General features: G+C 74.3%; 12 protein-coding genes. 8 read left to right on the top strand and 4 right to left on the bottom strand.

Features of this window, described 5'->3' with window-relative positions; translation table 11 throughout:
* The first annotated feature begins 18 nt into the window (after positions 1-18).
* From ACQ0O7_RS18915 to ACQ0O7_RS18905, 3 genes are all read left to right on the top strand, one after another.
* The gene (locus ACQ0O7_RS18915; RefSeq protein ID WP_430783443.1) at positions 19-3,033 is read left to right on the top strand and encodes an FtsX-like permease family protein; all 3,015 of its coding nucleotides are present in this window, start codon (positions 19-21) and stop codon (positions 3,031-3,033) included.
* Complete coding sequence (locus ACQ0O7_RS18910; protein WP_430783442.1) at positions 3,030-6,014, top strand: FtsX-like permease family protein; 2,985 nt, start codon at positions 3,030-3,032, stop codon at positions 6,012-6,014. Before ACQ0O7_RS18915 ends, ACQ0O7_RS18910 begins: the two co-directional genes overlap by 4 nt.
* Positions 6,015-6,305: 291 nt before the next feature.
* Positions 6,306-6,959, top strand: coding sequence for an ABC transporter ATP-binding protein (locus tag ACQ0O7_RS18905; protein WP_430783441.1), 654 nt, complete (start codon positions 6,306-6,308; stop codon positions 6,957-6,959).
* 74 nt (positions 6,960-7,033) lie between these two features.
* Here ACQ0O7_RS18905 and ACQ0O7_RS18900 read toward each other — a convergent pair whose 3' ends face one another.
* Complete coding sequence (locus ACQ0O7_RS18900; RefSeq protein ID WP_430783440.1) at positions 7,034-7,876, bottom strand: ABC transporter ATP-binding protein; 843 nt, start codon at positions 7,874-7,876, stop codon at positions 7,034-7,036.
* Positions 7,877-7,940: 64 nt separating this feature from the next.
* Between ACQ0O7_RS18900 and ACQ0O7_RS18895 the strand changes: the two genes are divergently transcribed.
* From ACQ0O7_RS18895 to ACQ0O7_RS18885, 3 genes are all read left to right on the top strand, one after another.
* Positions 7,941-8,879 (top strand): ribose-phosphate diphosphokinase, encoded by a 939-nt coding sequence (locus ACQ0O7_RS18895; RefSeq protein ID WP_430783439.1) that lies wholly within the window; start codon positions 7,941-7,943, stop codon positions 8,877-8,879.
* A 63-nt stretch (positions 8,880-8,942) separates the two neighbouring features.
* Entirely contained in the window at positions 8,943-10,967 is a 2,025-nt protein-coding gene (locus ACQ0O7_RS18890) for a response regulator (protein WP_430783438.1), read from the top strand.
* Between the two features lie 42 nt (positions 10,968-11,009).
* On the top strand, positions 11,010-12,662 hold the full coding sequence (locus ACQ0O7_RS18885) for a protein kinase domain-containing protein (protein WP_430783437.1): 1,653 nt from the start codon (positions 11,010-11,012) through the stop codon (positions 12,660-12,662).
* Between the two features lie 68 nt (positions 12,663-12,730).
* Here ACQ0O7_RS18885 and ACQ0O7_RS18880 read toward each other — a convergent pair whose 3' ends face one another.
* Positions 12,731-13,009, bottom strand: a complete 279-nt coding sequence (locus ACQ0O7_RS18880) for a PLD nuclease N-terminal domain-containing protein (protein WP_430783436.1) — start codon at positions 13,007-13,009, stop codon at positions 12,731-12,733.
* 65 nt (positions 13,010-13,074) lie between these two features.
* Complete coding sequence (locus ACQ0O7_RS18875; RefSeq protein WP_430783435.1) at positions 13,075-13,266, bottom strand: hypothetical protein; 192 nt, start codon at positions 13,264-13,266, stop codon at positions 13,075-13,077.
* A gap of 26 nt (positions 13,267-13,292) precedes the next feature.
* On the opposite strand from ACQ0O7_RS18875, the gene ACQ0O7_RS18870 reads away from it, so the two are divergent.
* On the top strand, positions 13,293-13,676 hold the full coding sequence (locus ACQ0O7_RS18870) for a hypothetical protein (protein WP_430783434.1): 384 nt from the start codon (positions 13,293-13,295) through the stop codon (positions 13,674-13,676).
* A gap of 24 nt (positions 13,677-13,700) precedes the next feature.
* Here ACQ0O7_RS18870 and ACQ0O7_RS18865 read toward each other — a convergent pair whose 3' ends face one another.
* Positions 13,701-14,573, bottom strand: a complete 873-nt coding sequence (locus ACQ0O7_RS18865; RefSeq protein ID WP_430783433.1) for an alpha/beta fold hydrolase — start codon at positions 14,571-14,573, stop codon at positions 13,701-13,703.
* Between the two features lie 69 nt (positions 14,574-14,642).
* Between ACQ0O7_RS18865 and ACQ0O7_RS18860 the strand changes: the two genes are divergently transcribed.
* A partial coding sequence (locus tag ACQ0O7_RS18860; protein ID WP_430783432.1) for an AfsR/SARP family transcriptional regulator occupies positions 14,643-15,549 on the top strand: 907 nt, incomplete at its 3' end.

Below are 15,549 nucleotides of genomic sequence, written 5' to 3'. Positions count from 1 at the left end.
GCAACCGGGGGAGGGTGAATGCTCGCACTCGTCTTCGGCGCGGTGCGGACCAGAGCCGCGCAGATGCTGACGATTCTCGTGCTGACCATGCTGGCGGCAGCGGTCGCCGCCGCCGGCCCGTGGTATGGGTTCGCCGCCGTCGGTGACGCCGCCGGGGCCTACCTGACCACCGCCCCGGCCGCCCAGCGCACCGTCACGGTCGCCAACCGGGTGGACGTCCGCGACGATCCGCGGGCCCGGCTGGACCGGTTCGTCCAGGAGTCCCGGGCCGGGCTGCCGGCCGGGCTGGCGGACGGCGTCGGCGGCATGCTGTGGCCGGTCAGCACGCGCAGCGGAGCCGCCGCGGTGAGCATGCCGGTGGCCTACCGGGACGGCTTCTGCGACCACGTGCGCATCGAGGGCGCCTGCCCGTCGGCCGATCGCGAGGTCGCGATCACCCGGGAGACCGCCCAGCGGCTCGGCATCGGTGTCGGTGACGTCCTGCCGACCCAGACCACATCCGCCGACGGCCCGCTCGGCCTGCGGGTGGTCGGGCTCTACGCGATCACCGACCCGGCCGGCACGTATTGGAACAACAGCATGTTCCGCGGCGGCGGCGTGCTCGACCCGGGCTTCACCACACCCGCCGTGTTCGCCCACAACGACCTGCGGACCCCCAACATGGCGTACGACGCGGTGGTCCCCGACGCGATGCTGCGCGGCGACGGCGGCCTCGATCTGGCCGCCGAGATCAGTGCCGCCGACCGCCGCCTCGGCAGCTCCCAGCTGCGTCTCACCACCCGGGCCGGGCCGCTCGCCGAGGCCATCGCCCGGGACCGGTTCACCATCCTCAACGGCGTCCTCACCACCGGGGTCCAGCTGCTGATCCTCACCTGGTTCGCGGTCGGCCTCGCCGGGTGGTACACCTCGCGCGACCGCCGGGCCGACGCCGCCCTGCTCAAACTGCGCGGGGTCGGCCGGTTCGGCCGGCTGCGCCTGGCCTGGGGCCAGCACCTGGTCCCGCTGACCGGCGGCGTGCTCCTCGGCGCACCGGCCGGCTACCTGCTGGCCCGGCTGCTGGCCGGCCCGGTCCCGGTCTCCGCCGACCGTGATCTGGCCGTGCTGGCCAGCGCCGCGGCGGTGGCCGCGGTGCTGATCGGCGGCCTGATCGTGCTGGCCGCGGTGGAGACCGTGGTGCTCGGCCGCCCGGTCGCCGTCCTGCTCCGCCCGGCCGGCACCGAGCGTGGCGCCTGGCGGCCCGCCGTCGCCGACCTGCTCCTGCTGGTGGTCGCGGCCGCCGCCATCTACCAGGCCCGTTCCGACGGGCCCGACGACGGCCTCGGCCCGGCCGCGCCCGCCCTGGTCGCGCTGGCGGTCGGCCTGATCCTCGCCCGGCTGCTCGGCCGGGCCGCCGACCGGGGTGGCGGGGCGGCCCTGCGGGCCGGTCGGCTGCGCACCGGCCTGACCGCGTTGCGGTTCTCCCGCGCGCCCGGCACCGACCGGGTGCTCACCCTGCTCGTGGTCGCCGTCGCGCTGTTCCTGACCGCGGCCGGCGGGTGGGGCGCCGAGGCCGAGGCCCGGCGCGAGCGTAGCGGGACCGAGCTCGGCGCCAGCCGGGTGCTGACCGTCGAGGCGGCCAACCGGACCGCGCTGCTGCACGCCGTCCGCGGCGCCGACCCCGGCGGCCGGGAGGCGATGGCCGCCGTGCACAACCGCGACGACGACATCGAGATCCTCGAGGTGGACACCGCCCGGCTCGCCGCGGTCACCGGCTGGCGCCCGGAGTACGGCCCGGCCGGCGCCCTGCCCTCCGCGGTGGCCGCCGACGGGCGGCCGACGGCGCCACCGGTCACCGGCGACCGGCTCACCCTGACCGCGCGCCGTGACGGCCCGGCCGAGCTGGCCCTCGTGCTGCGCCTGCAACACGAGGCCACCGGGCTGCCGGTGACGGTGCCGTTCGGCACCCTGCGCGCCGGTGCGCAGACCGTCTCCGCACCGGTCACCGGCTGCGCCGCCGCCCCCGGCTGCCGGATCGTGCGCTGGGAGCTGACCACCCCACCCGGGCCCGAGGGGCGGGTCGGGGCGCCGCCGGCCGGCACCACGGTCAGCGTGCTCGGCCTCCGGCTCGGCGACACCGGCCCCGCCGTGCTGGACGGTGCGGCACTCGGCGACATCGCCCGCTGGCGGGCCGGCACCGGCGGCGCGGCCCTCGACGTGACCGCCGGCGACGGAGCGCTGCGGATGGCCGCCGACTCCACCAGCGCCGGGCAGGACCAGGTGGGCGTCGAGGCGTGGGCCGCCGACACCCCGCTGCCGCTGCCCGCGCTGCTGGCCGGCGCGCCACCGGCCGACTGGCAGGAGGGCGAGGCGCTGCTGACGGCGTATGGGGAGCCGGCGCCCGTCCAGGTCAGCGCGGTGGTGGCCGCGCTGCCCCGGCTCGGCCGGGCCGGCCTGATCATCGACCTGGACGCGGCCCGCCGGATCGCCGCCGAGACCGATCCCGGCGGGGCGTACCAGGTGTGGCTGGCCGCCGGCGCCCGGCCCGGCATCGTCGCCGACCTCACCGCCGCCGGGCTCACCGTCACCGCCGACGACACCGTCACCGCCCACACCGCCCGGCTCGGCGCCCAGGCCCCGGCGGTCGCCGTCCGGTTCGGGCTGATCGCCGGGACCGCCGCGCTGCTGCTGGCCGCCGCCACCGTCGCGGTCGGCGCCACGGTGGACCGGCGGTCGCTCGCCGAGCAGTTCGCCGCCCTCCGCGACCAGGGCCTGTCCCGCCGGGTCGCGGTCACCACCGGCTGGGCCGGCGCCGCCGCCCTGATCCTGGCCGGCCTGCTCGGCGGCCTCCTCGCCGCGCTGCTGGCGGTGCACGTCACCGGGCGCACCGTGCCACGCTTCGCCGACGGCTGGGCGGTGCTCGACCCACCCGACCCGCTCAACCCCGTGACGACAGTCCTCGCCCTGGTGGCGGCGCTCGCCGTGCTCGGGCTCACCGCGTGGGCCGCCCTGTCGCCGTTGCTGCGCGCGCTGCGGGCCGGGGAGGGCCGCCGATGATCTCGCTGGTGCTCGCCATGGTCTGGACCCGTCGCGGCCAGGCCGTCACCCTCGCCCTGCTCGCCCTGCTGGCGGTGGCCTCCGCGGTCGCCGCGCCGGCCTACCTGATCACCGCCGAGCGGGCCGTCGCCGCCGGGCAGATCGCCACCGCGCCGACCAATGAGCTCAGCCTGGTGCTGCGCCGCACCAACGACGTCATGGACGAGTCGAACAACAGTCCCGGCATCACCTTCCCGGACGTCGGGCGGGTGCTGCTCGACCTGCGTGGATTCACCTACCACCACGCCGCCGAGGTGCCGGCCGTCGGCCTGGAGGAGACCCTCGACTTCCCCACCCGGCTGGTCTTCCGGCAGGAGATCTGCGCCCACCTGACCATCCTCAGCGGGCGCTGCCTGGCCGGCGAGGGCGAGGTCCTGATCGGCGCGGACACCGCCCGGCGCCGCGGACTGTCCGCCGGCGACCCCGTCGTGCTCAGCGCGGCCCGGCAGAACGACGCGACCAACCCACCCACCTGGGCGGCCGAGGGGCAGCCGAAGACGATGACGGTGGCCGGTGTCTACCGGCCGGCCGAGCCCACCGACGCCTACTGGGGACTGCACGGCTACTTCGTCAGAGGCGTCGGCATCAGCTCCGGCGAACCAGCCTTCACCAACGCCGTCACGCTCGACACGATGAGCCGGACCACCACGGTGCTGACCATCGACGGCATCGCCCAGCCCGGCACCATCGACATCGCCCGGCTCGGCGACCTGCGGGCCGACCTGACCCGGCTCGACCAGTCGTCCCGGGAGCTGGAGCAGATCCAGTTCGACAGCGGGATCCCCCGGCTGCTCGACCGGATCGACCAGGGCCGGGCCGCGGCCCGCCTGCTGGTGCCGGTGATGGCGGTGCCGCTGGTGCTGCTCGCCTGCTTCACCATCTACCTGACCGTCGGCTACGGCGCCGAGGGCCGGCAGCGCGAGATGGCCGTCGTCGCGCTGCGCGGCGCCCGCTGGTGGACCCGCTGGTGGCTGGCCACCGGGGAGAGCCTGGCCGCCGTGCTGGCCGGAGCGGTGGCCGGCTGCCTGGCCGGGCAACTGCTGGTCAACGCGATGTCGGCGGCGCTGTTCCCGGGAGTCGGCGCCGAACCCGCGGCCACCTCCCTGCGGTACGCCCCACTCGCCGCGGTGGCCGCCGTGATCGCCGCCGTGCTGGCCCAGCGGCGGCAACTGGTCAGCCCGGTCGCCGCGCTGCTCCGCCGGGCGCCGTCCCGCGACCACCGGCCGATCGCCGTCGGCGAGGCCGTGGTGGTGGTGCTCGCGGTGGTCACCGGGGTCCAGTTCACCATCTCCGGCGAGCCGCTCACCGGCGTCGGGCTGTTCGCCCCCGCGCTGATCGTGCTGGCCCTGGCCCTGCTCGCCGCGCGGGTGCTGCTGCCCGGAGTGAGCCGGATGGCGGTGCGGGCCCTCAGCCGTGGCCGTCTCGGCCCGGCCCTGGCCGGTCTGCAGCTGTCCCGCCGGCCCGGCGCCGGGCGGCTGTTCGCGCTGCTGGTCGCCACCGCCGCGGTCTCCGGGTACGCGATCGGCGCGGTGGACACCGCCGGCCGGGGCCGGGCCGTGGAGGCCCGGCTCGGTCTCGGCGCCGACCGGGTGGTCACCGTCCAATCGGTCACCCGGCACACCCTGCTCGGCGCCGTCCGGGCCGTCGACCCGGACGGCGCCTACGCGATGGCCGTGATCCCGCTGCCCGGCGGCAGCATCTCGGTGCCCGGCCTGGCCGTCGACACCGGACGGCTGAACGCCGTCGCGTCCTGGCCCGACGGCGCCCCGGACCAGGACACCGTGCACCGGCTGCTGGCCCCGGCGGCGCCCGAACCGCCACTGCTCGCCGACTCGGACATCCGGATCGGCGCCACCACCACGACCACCGGCGAGATGCGGATGATCGTCTCGGTGTCGTCGCTGGCCGGGCTCGGCGACGCCCTGGTCGAGATGGGGGACCTCCGGCCGGGCCGGCACGACTACTACCAGCGGACCGCGGTCTGCGAGCAGGGCTGCCGGATCAACGGCATCCGGATATCCGGCGCGGGCACCGCCTCCGGCACCACCGGGCAGATCGTCCTGCACGAGCTGAACAGCACGGTTCCGGTGCCGTTCACCGACCCGGCGCGATGGCGGGCCGCCGGTCCCGGCCGGCTCTCGGCGTCAGCGGACGGGCTGCGCGCCGACGTCGAGGTCTCCGCCAGCGTCTCCGAGGTGGTCTGGATCCAGCCGGCCGTCTCCCCGTACCCACTGCCGATGGCGTACGCCGGGCAGCCACCCGCCGACCCGGTGATCACCGGGGTGGGGCCCGGGGCGGTCCCACTCACCCCCGTCGTCACCCTGCCCGCGGTGCCCGCCGCCGGCCGGCAGGCCGCCCTCGTCGACCTGGACCACCTGGACCGGCTCGCCGTCGACCCGAAACCGGTCACCGGCCCCCAGGTCTGGCTCGGCCCCGGCGCTCCGGCCGACATCACCGACCGGCTCGCCGCCCAGGGCCTGGTGATCGTCACGGACACCACGGCCGCCGAGGTCCGGGCCGGGCTCGACCAGCAGGGCCCGGCCATCGCCCTCCGCTTCCACCTGCTCGCGGCGGTGCTCGCCGCGCTGCTGGGGGCCGGCGCGCTCGTCCTCACCGTGACCGTCGACCGGAACCGGCGCACCGAGGACCTGACCGCGCTGCGGGTCCAGGGCCTGCGCCCCGGCCCGGCCGGCCAGGCCACCCTGTGGACATATCCGGTCCTGGTGGTGATCGCCACCGCGGTCGGCCTGCTGGTGGCGGCCGGGGCCTGGTGGCTCACCGGGTGGGGGATGCCGCTGGCCGGCCTCAGCCCACCCGACCTGCCTTTGCCGGCCTGGCCGGGCGTGCCGGCGCTGCTGGCGGCGGGCGGCGGGGTGCTGGCGGTCGAGCTGCTCGTCGCCTTCCTGGGCGGCCGTGACCTGCGCCGCCGGATCGAGCAGTGATGACCAGGGCATCCGCCGGATCCGATGGTGGATCGCGGGCGGTGGAACGGGACCGGGCGGTGACGGGGCGATGCGCGGGCGGTGGGCCGGGACCGGGCTGTGGGCCGGGATCGGGCTGTGGGACGGGACCGGGCGGTGACGGGCGATGGGTCGGGACCGGGCTGTGGGACGGGACCGGGCGGTGACGGGCGATGGGTCGGGACCGGGCGGTGGCAGGGGCGATGCTCGGGCGGGGCCGGGAAGGAGCGGTGAGGCGTGATGGGAGTCCGGGGCGACAGGGAAGGGGAGGCTGTGCGGACGTTGGCGGTGGAAGGGGCTGAGTTCGGGTACGGCGAGGGCCCGGCCGTCCTGAGCGGGGTCAGCGTCACGGCCCGGGCGGGGGAGGTGCTCGCCGTCACCGGGACCTCGGGAGCGGGGAAGACCACGCTGCTCAACGCCATGGCGGGGCTGCTCGGGGCGCGAGCCGGCACGGTCGCCGTGGACGGGGTGCCGCTGGACGGGCGGGACCACGCGGTGTCGCTCGGGGTGGTGCTGATCCCGCAGGACAACGGGCTGGCCGCGATCCTGACCGCGGCGGAGAACGTGGCCGTCGCCGTGATCGCCGTCGGCGGGTCGCCCGCGGACGCGCGACGGCGCACCGCCGAGTCGCTGGAGGTGCTCGGGCTGTCCGGGCAGGCGAATCAGCTGGTCGACGAGCTGTCCGGCGGGCAGCAGCAGCGGACCGCGCTGGCCCGTGGGCTGGCCCTGCACGGTGACGTGGTGCTTGCCGACGAGGTGACCAGCGAACTCGACGCGGCCAACCGGCAGCGGGTGCTCGACCTGCTGCGGGCCGAGGCGGCGCGGGGGGCGGCGGTGGTCTTCGCCACCCACGACCCGGAGGCGGCGGCCGCCTGCGATCGCGAACTCCACCTGTCCGACGGCGTCGCGTCATGGGCCCGCCCCTGACCTGCCGGAGGAGTGCGAGCGGGGCGGGGGGCGTACACACGAAGGGGTTGGGGGTTGGTCCTTGCGGGGGAATCTCAGACCGGGGTCTCGTGGCCGGACGGCTGGAGGGTGACCTCGCCGTCGATGTGCTGGACGGTGAAGAGGGTGCCGGGCGGGTAGGAGCCGAGCACCTCGGGGGGCAGCTGGACCGTTCCGTCGCCGGCGACCACCGCGAAGTCCTGGCCGTCCCGGCCCTCCGCGCCGACCCGGCCGTCGCGGATGGTGACCGCCCGGCCCAGGCGGGCGCCGACCTCGTTGTCGTGGGTGACGACGACGATCGTGGTCTGGCGTTCGGCGTTGACCGTCTCCATGGCGTCCAGGACCTCGTCGCGGCCGGCCGTGTCCAGGCGGCTGGTCGGCTCGTCGACCAGGAGCAGACCGGGGCCGGTGGCGATGCCGACGGCCAGGGCGGCGCGCTGCCGGCCGCCGGGAGTGAGGTCGGCGAGCCGGCGGCGGCCCTGACCGGGCAGCCCGACGAGGTCGAGAATGCGGTCCGGGTCGTCCAGTTCGATGCCGCGGGTGTGCGCGGCCCGGCGCTGGGCCAGCCAGATGTTGCGGTGCAGGGTGGCGTACGGCAGCAGGTTGCGGGCCGCGCCCTGCAGGACGACGCCGATCTCGGTGCCGCGCAGCCGGGAGATCTCGCCGTCGGAGAGCTTGCCCATGTCGTAGGTGCCGATGTTGATCCGCCCGGCGGACGGGCGCATCAGGCCGGAGAGCAGGGCGATCAGGGTGGACTTGCCGGAGCCGGACGGGCCGACCAGGGCCAGCGTCTCGCCGGGGGCGATGGACAGGTCGACGCCGGCGAGCGCGACGACGTCACCAGCCTCGGCGCGATAGATGTGCACCACTCGGCGGCAGGCGACGGCGAGTCCGTTCATGTGGCCAAGCTAACCGAGCGGGACCGGCGTAGCGACCCCGCCGCGCGCCTCTTATCGTGTGGGCGTGCGTGACATCGCCGTTTTCACCGGATCTGCCCATCCTGAACTCGCCAAGGAGATCTGCGAGCACCTCGGTGTACCGCTGATGCCGACCCGGATCGACAGGTTCGCCAACGACTGCATCGAGGTGCAGTTGCAGGGGAACTGCCGGGAACGTGACGTCTTCCTGATCCAGCCGATGGTCCCCCCGACCCAGGAACACCTGGCCGAACTGTTGTTCATGCTCGACGCGGCGCGGGGCGCGTCGGCGGGCCGGATCACCGTGGTGCTGCCGCACTACGCCTACGCCCGCAGTGACAAGAAGGACGCCCCGCGAATCTCGATAGGCGGCCGCCTGGTCGCCGACCTGCTGACCACCGCCGGCGCGGACCGGGTGCTGGCGATGACGTTGCACTCGCCGCAGGTGCACGGCTTCTTCAACATCCCGGTCGATCACCTGCACGCGCTGCGGGAGCTGGCCAACCACTTCCGGGGGTACGACCTGAGCAACACCGTCGTGGTCTCCCCGGACCTGGGCAACGCGAAGGAGGCGGCGGCGTTCGCCCGGATGCTCGGGGTCGAGGTGGCGGCCGGGGCCAAGCAGCGGTACGCCGACGACAAGGTGGTGATCAGCTCGGTGATCGGTGAGGTCGCCGACCGGGACGTGATCGTGCTGGACGACGAGATCGCCAAGGGCAGCACGGTGTTCGAGCTGCTGGCCCGGCTGCGGGAGCGCAACGTGCGCAGTGTCCGGGTGGCGTGCACCCACGGCCTGTTCACCAACGACGCGATCCGGCGGCTCTCCGCGGAGAAGGAGATCGAGGAGATCGTCTGTACGAACACGGTGCCGATCCCGGCGGAGAAGGCGACCGACAAGCTGACCGTGATCTCGGTGGCTCCGGCGCTGGCCGAGGCGATCCGCCGGATCCACAACGGCGAGTCGGTGAGTGCGTTGTTCGCCTGACCAATTCCGGCAAATCGGCCGCACGGCGAGCGGCAAACACGAATCATGTTGCTCATGGGTGTCATGGCTTACCCCCTCCGGTACGCGCTCGCCGACCTGGCCCTCGCGCTCAGCCGCGCTGCGGCCGACCCGGCCGAGGTGCGCTCCACGGCCGCCCGCGCCGCCGCCGACATGATCGGTGACGGCGCGGGCGTGCAACTGCTCCGCGACGACGGGCGGTACGAGGAGATCTCGTACCACCATGTCGACGACGAACGTTCGGAACAGCTGGCCCGGGCACTGTCCCGGGCCGGCCAGGCCCCGGACAACGAGTACTCGACCACCCTGGCCGCGAGCCGTCGCCCGATCGTGCTGGCCGGTGAGTCCGCGGCCGAGCTGGCGACACCCGAGGCGGCGATCACCGCGGCGGTGCTGTGCCCGGTGATCGTGGACAACACGTACACCGGGTACCTGATCCTGACCCGGCACACCGAGGACGCCTTCTACTCCACCCCGGAGGTGGAGCTGGCCCGGGACATCGCCGGTGAGCTGTCGCTGGCGGTGAGTTCGGCCCGCGCCCAGGAGCGGCTGCGGGTGGCCGAGGAACGCTACCGCCGGGTGCTGGAGACCATCCCGGAGGGTGTGCTGCAGCTCGACCCGAACGGGGTGGCGACCTACGCCAACGAGCCGATCGGTGTGGTGCTCGGGATGCCCCGGGCCGAGCTGATCGGGGTGTCGCTGCGCGGCTTCCTGGACAACGTGGGCCAGAAGGAGCTGGACCGGCGGATCGCCGAGTGCAAGACCGGGCGGTCCACGGTCGGTGCGACCCGGCTGATGCGGGCGGACGGGTCCCGGCGCAGTGTGCGGATCAGCATGATGCCGGTGCAGGACGAGACGCACGAGTTCGTCGGCGTGCTCTGCATGATCACCGACACCACCGACCACATCGACGCCCGTGGTCTGAAGCGCCAGCTCGACCACCTGCGCCGGCTGGACAGCCTGGGCCAGCTGATCGGTGGCCTGTCGCACGACTTCAACAACCTGATGACGGTGGTGGCCGGTTCGGCGGACATGATCCTGTCCACCGCCGAGGAGTCGTCGCCGCACCACCAGCTGGCCAAGGACATCCTGGACGCGGTCGGGACCGGGCGTACGCTCACCCACCAGCTGCTGGCGTTCGGCCGCAGCGAGGGCAACCGCCCCGAGGTGATCCCGATCCCGGACCTGCTCACCGACGTGCAGGCGCTGTTCAGCCGGACGCTCGGCGAGCACATCGGACTGGATCTGGCGTTCGGCCCGGACGTGTGGCCGGTGAAGGCCGAGCGCGGCCCGCTGGAGCAGGCGCTGGTCAACCTGGCCGCGAACGCCCGGGACGCGATGCTGCACGGCGGCATGGTCCGGGTGGCCGCCACCAACGAGGTGATCGAGCCGGGTCAGCTGGCCGCCGAGAACGCGCCGGCCGGCAAGCTGGTGCACCTGGTGGTCACCGACACCGGTGTGGGCATGGAGGACGAGGTGCGCCGGCGCGCGCTGGAGCCGTTCTTCACCACCCGCCCGACCGCGGCCGGGCTGGGCCTGGCCACCACCGCCGGGATCGTGCAGAACCTGGGCGGGCACATCGAGCTGGAGTCGCAGCCGCGGATGGGCACCACGGTGCACATCTACCTGCCGGCGGCCGAGCAGAAGACCGGCACCGCGGGTGAGGGCCAGAAGAAGAACGCGGTGATCGGCCGGGTGCTGATCGTCGAGGACCAGCCGGACGTGGCCCAGCTGGTGCGGCGGCTGATCGAGCCGGCCGGGTACGAGATCGCGGTGGCCACCGACGCGCTGATGGCGGTGACCCAGGTGGCCTCGGGCGCTCGCCCGGACCTGCTGATCACCGATGTGGTGATGCCGACGATGACCGGGCCGGAGCTGGCCGGGGCGTTGCGTACCCACCAGCCGGACCTGCCGGTTCTCTACATGTCGGGGTACACGGCGGCGTCGCTCGGCCCGCAGCTGCACCTGGACGAGAACAGCATGCTGCTGGAGAAGCCGTTCACCAGGTCGACGCTGTTGGGCGCGATTAGATCCCTGTGTGGTCCACAACCGCCAGTGTCAGGAAGATGACCGCTACTTGCCGAAATTTCGGGCAAAGGCCAGTATTTCGGGGTGGCTGAGGACCAAGTCGTCGGGAACTCGTACCGCATGATCCGCCCGATCGGGCAGGGCGCGACGGGCACCGTCTGGCGTGGAGAGGATCGTTCCACCGGTGAACCCGTGGCGATCAAGCTTCTGCACGACAGTCTGCTCCGTCAGCCCCGCCTGGTCACCAGGTTCGTCCAGGAACGCACCATCCTGCTGATACTCCGCCACCCCAACGTGGTCCGGGTCCGGGACCTGTTCAGCGCCGGCGAGACCCTGGGCCTGGTGATGGACCTGGTGGACGGCGGCAGTCTGCGCGACCACCTGCACCGCGACCGGACGTTCGCCCCGGCCGAGGCGGCCCGGCTGGCCGCGCAGATCGCCGCCGCGCTGGCCGAGGCACACGAGCTGGGCATCATCCACCGGGACCTGAAACCGGACAACGTGCTGCTGGACCGGGACGGCCAGACCCGGCTCACCGACTTCGGCATCGCCCGGATCCTCAACCTGCCGAGCATGACGACACCGAACGCGGTGGTCGGCACCCCGCACTACATGGCGCCGGAGGCGTTCCACGGCACCACCCCGAGCGCGGCCACCGACGTGTACGCCCTCGGGGTCCTGCTGTACGAGCTGGTGTGCGGGCATCCGCCGTACCGCAGCGACTCGATCCCCGAGCTGATGCGCCTGCACGCCGAGGGCGATCCGGAGCGCCGGCCGGGCATCCCGGGACCGCTCTGGCGGCTGATCACCGCCTGTCTGTCCGGCAGGCCGCGGTCCCGTCCGAGCGCCGCGGAGCTGGCCGCCGACCTGGCCGCCCTGGCCGCCGACCTGGGCCCGATCCCGGCACTGCCGCCGGCCGTCTCCCTGGAGGAGAAACCGCAGGACCAACCCGCGCCGGTACGCCGGAGGAAGGCGATCCCCCGGCCCCGAAACGACGCGCCGCCCGCCCGCTGGGCCCGCCCCGGCGCCCTGGCCGCGCTCGTCGCCGGAACCGTCCTGGTCACCGGGGTGGCGACGACCGCCTGGCACATGGGCCGCGCGGACGGCGAGGGCCGGTCGGTGGCGACGGCCCCCAGCACGGCGGTGGTCCCGTCGCCGTCGGCCACCACGGTCGCCCGCCGTCCGGTGGCGGGCCCGGCGACGGCTCCGGCGGCCGATCCGGTGGCCGGCCCGGCGAGATCCCCGAGCAAGGCCGCCCGCAACGTCGCCCTTCCCGCGCCCCGGGCGTCCACCAAGCCCGCTTCGGTACGGTCGAAGCGCACCCCCGCCCGCCGCCCGGCCGTGACCAGATCCCCGCAGCCGGAGGGGAAGAGCCGCGGCCCGTGGCAGTGCCGGCAGAGCCTGGTCCTCGACCTGGCCGGGCGCTCGCCGCTGGGCCCCCGCCCATGTCACCAGACCGGCCGGGACATCCGTTTCCAGGGCTCGCTGACGGCGCCCGCCGGGGGCCGGGCCCGGATCGAGGTGACGTTGCGGGACAGCCGCACCGGGCGGACCGTGGCCGGGCCCACCACCTGCACCGACCTGAGTTTCACCAGGCAGCGGATCACCCGGGGGTGCGGTCCGGGTGGGGCCAGCCCGCGCCGGGGCCGTAGTTACATGGTGGTGATGTCGTACCGCTACGTCCGTGACGGCCGGACCACCACGAGCATCACCAGGGGCAATCCCTTCACGTGGTGAGCCTTCGGTGAATACAGAACGGGCGAGGCGCCGAAGCACCTCGCCCGTTCCACCGGGGGTGGGTGAAGTCAGGAGTTCCGCAGGGACTCGGCCATCCGGCGTACGAAATCGGGGTCGTCCTCCGGGCCGGCCGGCCGGACCGGCGCGGCCACCGTGACGGACCGCGGCGCTCGCCCGGCCCGGAACCAGGCGACCGCGCCGAAGATCGGGCAGAGCAGGATGAGCACGGCCCACGCGCCCCGCGGGAACGACCGCAGACGCGACCGCTCGGTGGCGAGGCAGTCGATCAGCGCGACCACCGCGAACGCGACGACGACCAGGAAGAGCAGCGTGTTCACTCGGGCCATGGGAAGAAGGATGGCGACCGTGGGCGGCGGATTCGGGTCCACCCACGGTGCCGGACGGTTGCCGCTCACACGGCGCCGCTGAACGCGGGCGGGTAGCCGCCGGAGCAACCGGCGCCGTTCGGGTGGTACGAGTTCTGCGGCGGGACGATGGTCAGGCCGTTGAGGTACGGCGACCGCGCGCACACCCCCGCTGTCGCCGAGTGGCGTCCGTCGATGCGGCGCGTACCGGAGAGGTTCAGGGGATCCTCAGCGATCATCCAGATCCGCGAGCTAGCGTTCGATCATGCAAGAGAGCCGCGCCCGCCGTGTCGTCGCCCGTCTGCGTGAGCGCAACGTGTTCGCCCACCTCAAACTCCCCAGCGCCGGCCGCTCCGGTTATGCCGTCCGCGTCGTCCTGCCGGACGGCCGCGAGGCCAGCTGGGGCGACGACGGCTCGGCCGCCCTCAAAGCCCAGGTGATGCGCGACGGCGTGCTCGTCGGCTTCGTCGACTCCATCCCCGGCTCCGAGGACTTCACCGACGAGCAGGTGGTCGACGCCATCGCCGCCGCCGACTACGACCGGCCCATCGGCCGCTCCCGGCCGGCCACCGGGCAGCGGCGGCCGGTGCCCCCACCGCCGCCGCCCAGCCTGGCCCAGCGCCTGCGCAACCTGGGTTCTGCCTCGTGAGTCACGCGATTCGCGAGACGGAACCTATCGGGTCAACAGTTCCCGCAGCGCCGCGCTGATCTCCGCCGGAGCCTCCTCGGCCATGAAATGCCCGCAGGCCACCGTGCGGTGCGTCAGATCCGCCGCCCACGGCCGCCACAGCGCCGCCGCGTCGAACCCGAGCGCCGCACCCCAGTCCTGCTGCACCACACTCACCGGCATCGTCAGACGGCGCCCGGCGGCCCGGTCCGCCTCGTCATGCTCCATGTCGACCCCCGCCGTCGCCCGGTAGTCGGCCACGATCGACGGCACCGCCTCCCGGGACGCCCGCAGATATTCGGCCCGCACCTCCGCCGGGATCGCCGCCGGATCCCGCGTCCACGCGTCCAGGAAGAAGCCGAAGAACTCGTCGGCGGTCGCCGCGATCATCCGCTCCGGCAGACCCGGCGGCTGCGCCATCAGGAACAGGTGGAACCCCACCGCCGCGCTCCGCCCGCGCAGCACCTCCCACGAGTCCAGCGTCGGCAGCACATCCAGCGACGCCACGTGGGTGACCGCCTCCGGACGATCCAGGCCGGCCCGGATCGCCACGTGCGCGCCCCGGTCGTGCCCGGCCACCGCGAACCGGTCGTGCCCCAGCGCCCGGGCCAGCGCCACCACGTCGGCGGCCATCACCCGCTTCGCGTAGGCGGCACCGGACGGATCGGCCGGCTTGTCACTGTCGCCGTAACCGCGCAGGTCCGGGCAGATCACCGTGTGATCGGCGGCCAGGTCGGCGGCCACGTGCCGCCACATCAGGTGGGTCTGCGGGAAACCGTGCAACAGCACCACCGGGCTTCCGCTGCCGGCCACCGCCACGTTCAATGCCACGTCGCCGGTGACCCGTACCCGCTGATATTCGAAGTCCTTGATCTTCATGAGCCGAGCGTGCGCCCGGCCGGTCAGTGCCCGGTCAGCAGTGGATCAGTGGATGGTTGGATCGGTGACGTGACCAGCGTGAGCTTCGGTGTGCTCGGGCCCGTCACGGCACACGGCCCGGCCGGCGAGATCCCGATCCGCGGCGCCCGGCAGCGTGCCGTGCTGGCCCGGCTGCTCGTCGCCCGGGGCCGGGTGGTCCCGGTCGACCGGCTGGTCACCGACCTGTGGGAACGTCCCCCGGACGGCGCGATCGGCGCACTCCGCACCTTCGTCGGAGATCTCCGGCGGTCCCTGGAACCGGACCGTCCGCCGCGCCAGGCAGGCGCGTTACTGGTGACCAGGCCGCCTGGGTACGCCCTACTCGCCGATGACGTTGACGCGCTGGCCTTCGAGACGGCTGTCGGCGCCGCCCGTGACCTGCCGCCCGATGCGGCCCTGCGCTGCCTGGACGGGGCCCTGGGGCGGTGGCGCGGGCCCGCCTATCCGGAATGGGCCGGTGCCGCCTGGGCTCGCGCCGAGATCGACCGCCTCGACGAACTGCGGCTGCTCGCTGTCGAACGGCGGGCCGAAGCCCTGCTCGCCCTCGGCCGGGCCGGTGAGGCCGTCACCGGGCTGCGGGCGCACGTCACCGGGCATCCGCTGCGGGAGGAGGGGTGGCGGCTGCTCGCGCTCGGTCTCTACCGGTCGGCCCGGCAGGCCGACGCGCTCGCGGCTCTCCGGGAAGCTCGTGCGCTGCTCGCGGGGGAGCTGGGGCTGGATCCGGGGCCGGCTCTGCGGCGGCTGGAGGCCGGCATCCTGGCCCAGTCCGCCGACCTCGACCGGCATGAGGCCGCCTCTCCTGCCGTCCCCTCCGCGTCACCCGCCTCCCACCTTTCCCCCGCCTCCGACCTTTCCCCCGCCTCCGACCTTTCCCCCGCCTCCGACCTTTCCCCCGCCTCCGACCTTTCCCCCGCCTCCGACCTTTCCCCCGCCTCCG

The sequence above is a fragment of the Actinoplanes sp. G11-F43 genome (genome assembly GCF_050589265.1).
Classification (GTDB): domain Bacteria; phylum Actinomycetota; class Actinomycetes; order Mycobacteriales; family Micromonosporaceae; genus Actinoplanes.
This window is presented reverse-complemented; position numbering and strand designations above follow the sequence as displayed.

Bases quoted from the DNA above. Each gene is read 5' to 3' on its own strand.
- ACQ0O7_RS18880 (WP_430783436.1), bottom strand. From the start codon at position 13,009: ATGGCCCGAGTGAACACGCTGCTCTTCCTGGTCGTCGTCGCGTTCGCG.
- ACQ0O7_RS18900 (WP_430783440.1), bottom strand. From the start codon at position 7,876: ATGAACGGACTCGCCGTCGCCTGCCGCCGAGTGGTGCACATCTATCGC.
- ACQ0O7_RS18870 (WP_430783434.1), top strand. From the start codon at position 13,293: ATGCAAGAGAGCCGCGCCCGCCGTGTCGTCGCCCGTCTGCGTGAGCGC.
- ACQ0O7_RS18890 (WP_430783438.1), top strand. From the start codon at position 8,943: ATGGCTTACCCCCTCCGGTACGCGCTCGCCGACCTGGCCCTCGCGCTC.
- ACQ0O7_RS18865 (WP_430783433.1), bottom strand. From the start codon at position 14,573: ATGAAGATCAAGGACTTCGAATATCAGCGGGTACGGGTCACCGGCGAC.
- ACQ0O7_RS18915 (WP_430783443.1), top strand. From the start codon at position 19: ATGCTCGCACTCGTCTTCGGCGCGGTGCGGACCAGAGCCGCGCAGATG.
- ACQ0O7_RS18910 (WP_430783442.1), top strand. From the start codon at position 3,030: ATGATCTCGCTGGTGCTCGCCATGGTCTGGACCCGTCGCGGCCAGGCC.
- ACQ0O7_RS18875 (WP_430783435.1), bottom strand. From the start codon at position 13,266: ATGATCGCTGAGGATCCCCTGAACCTCTCCGGTACGCGCCGCATCGAC.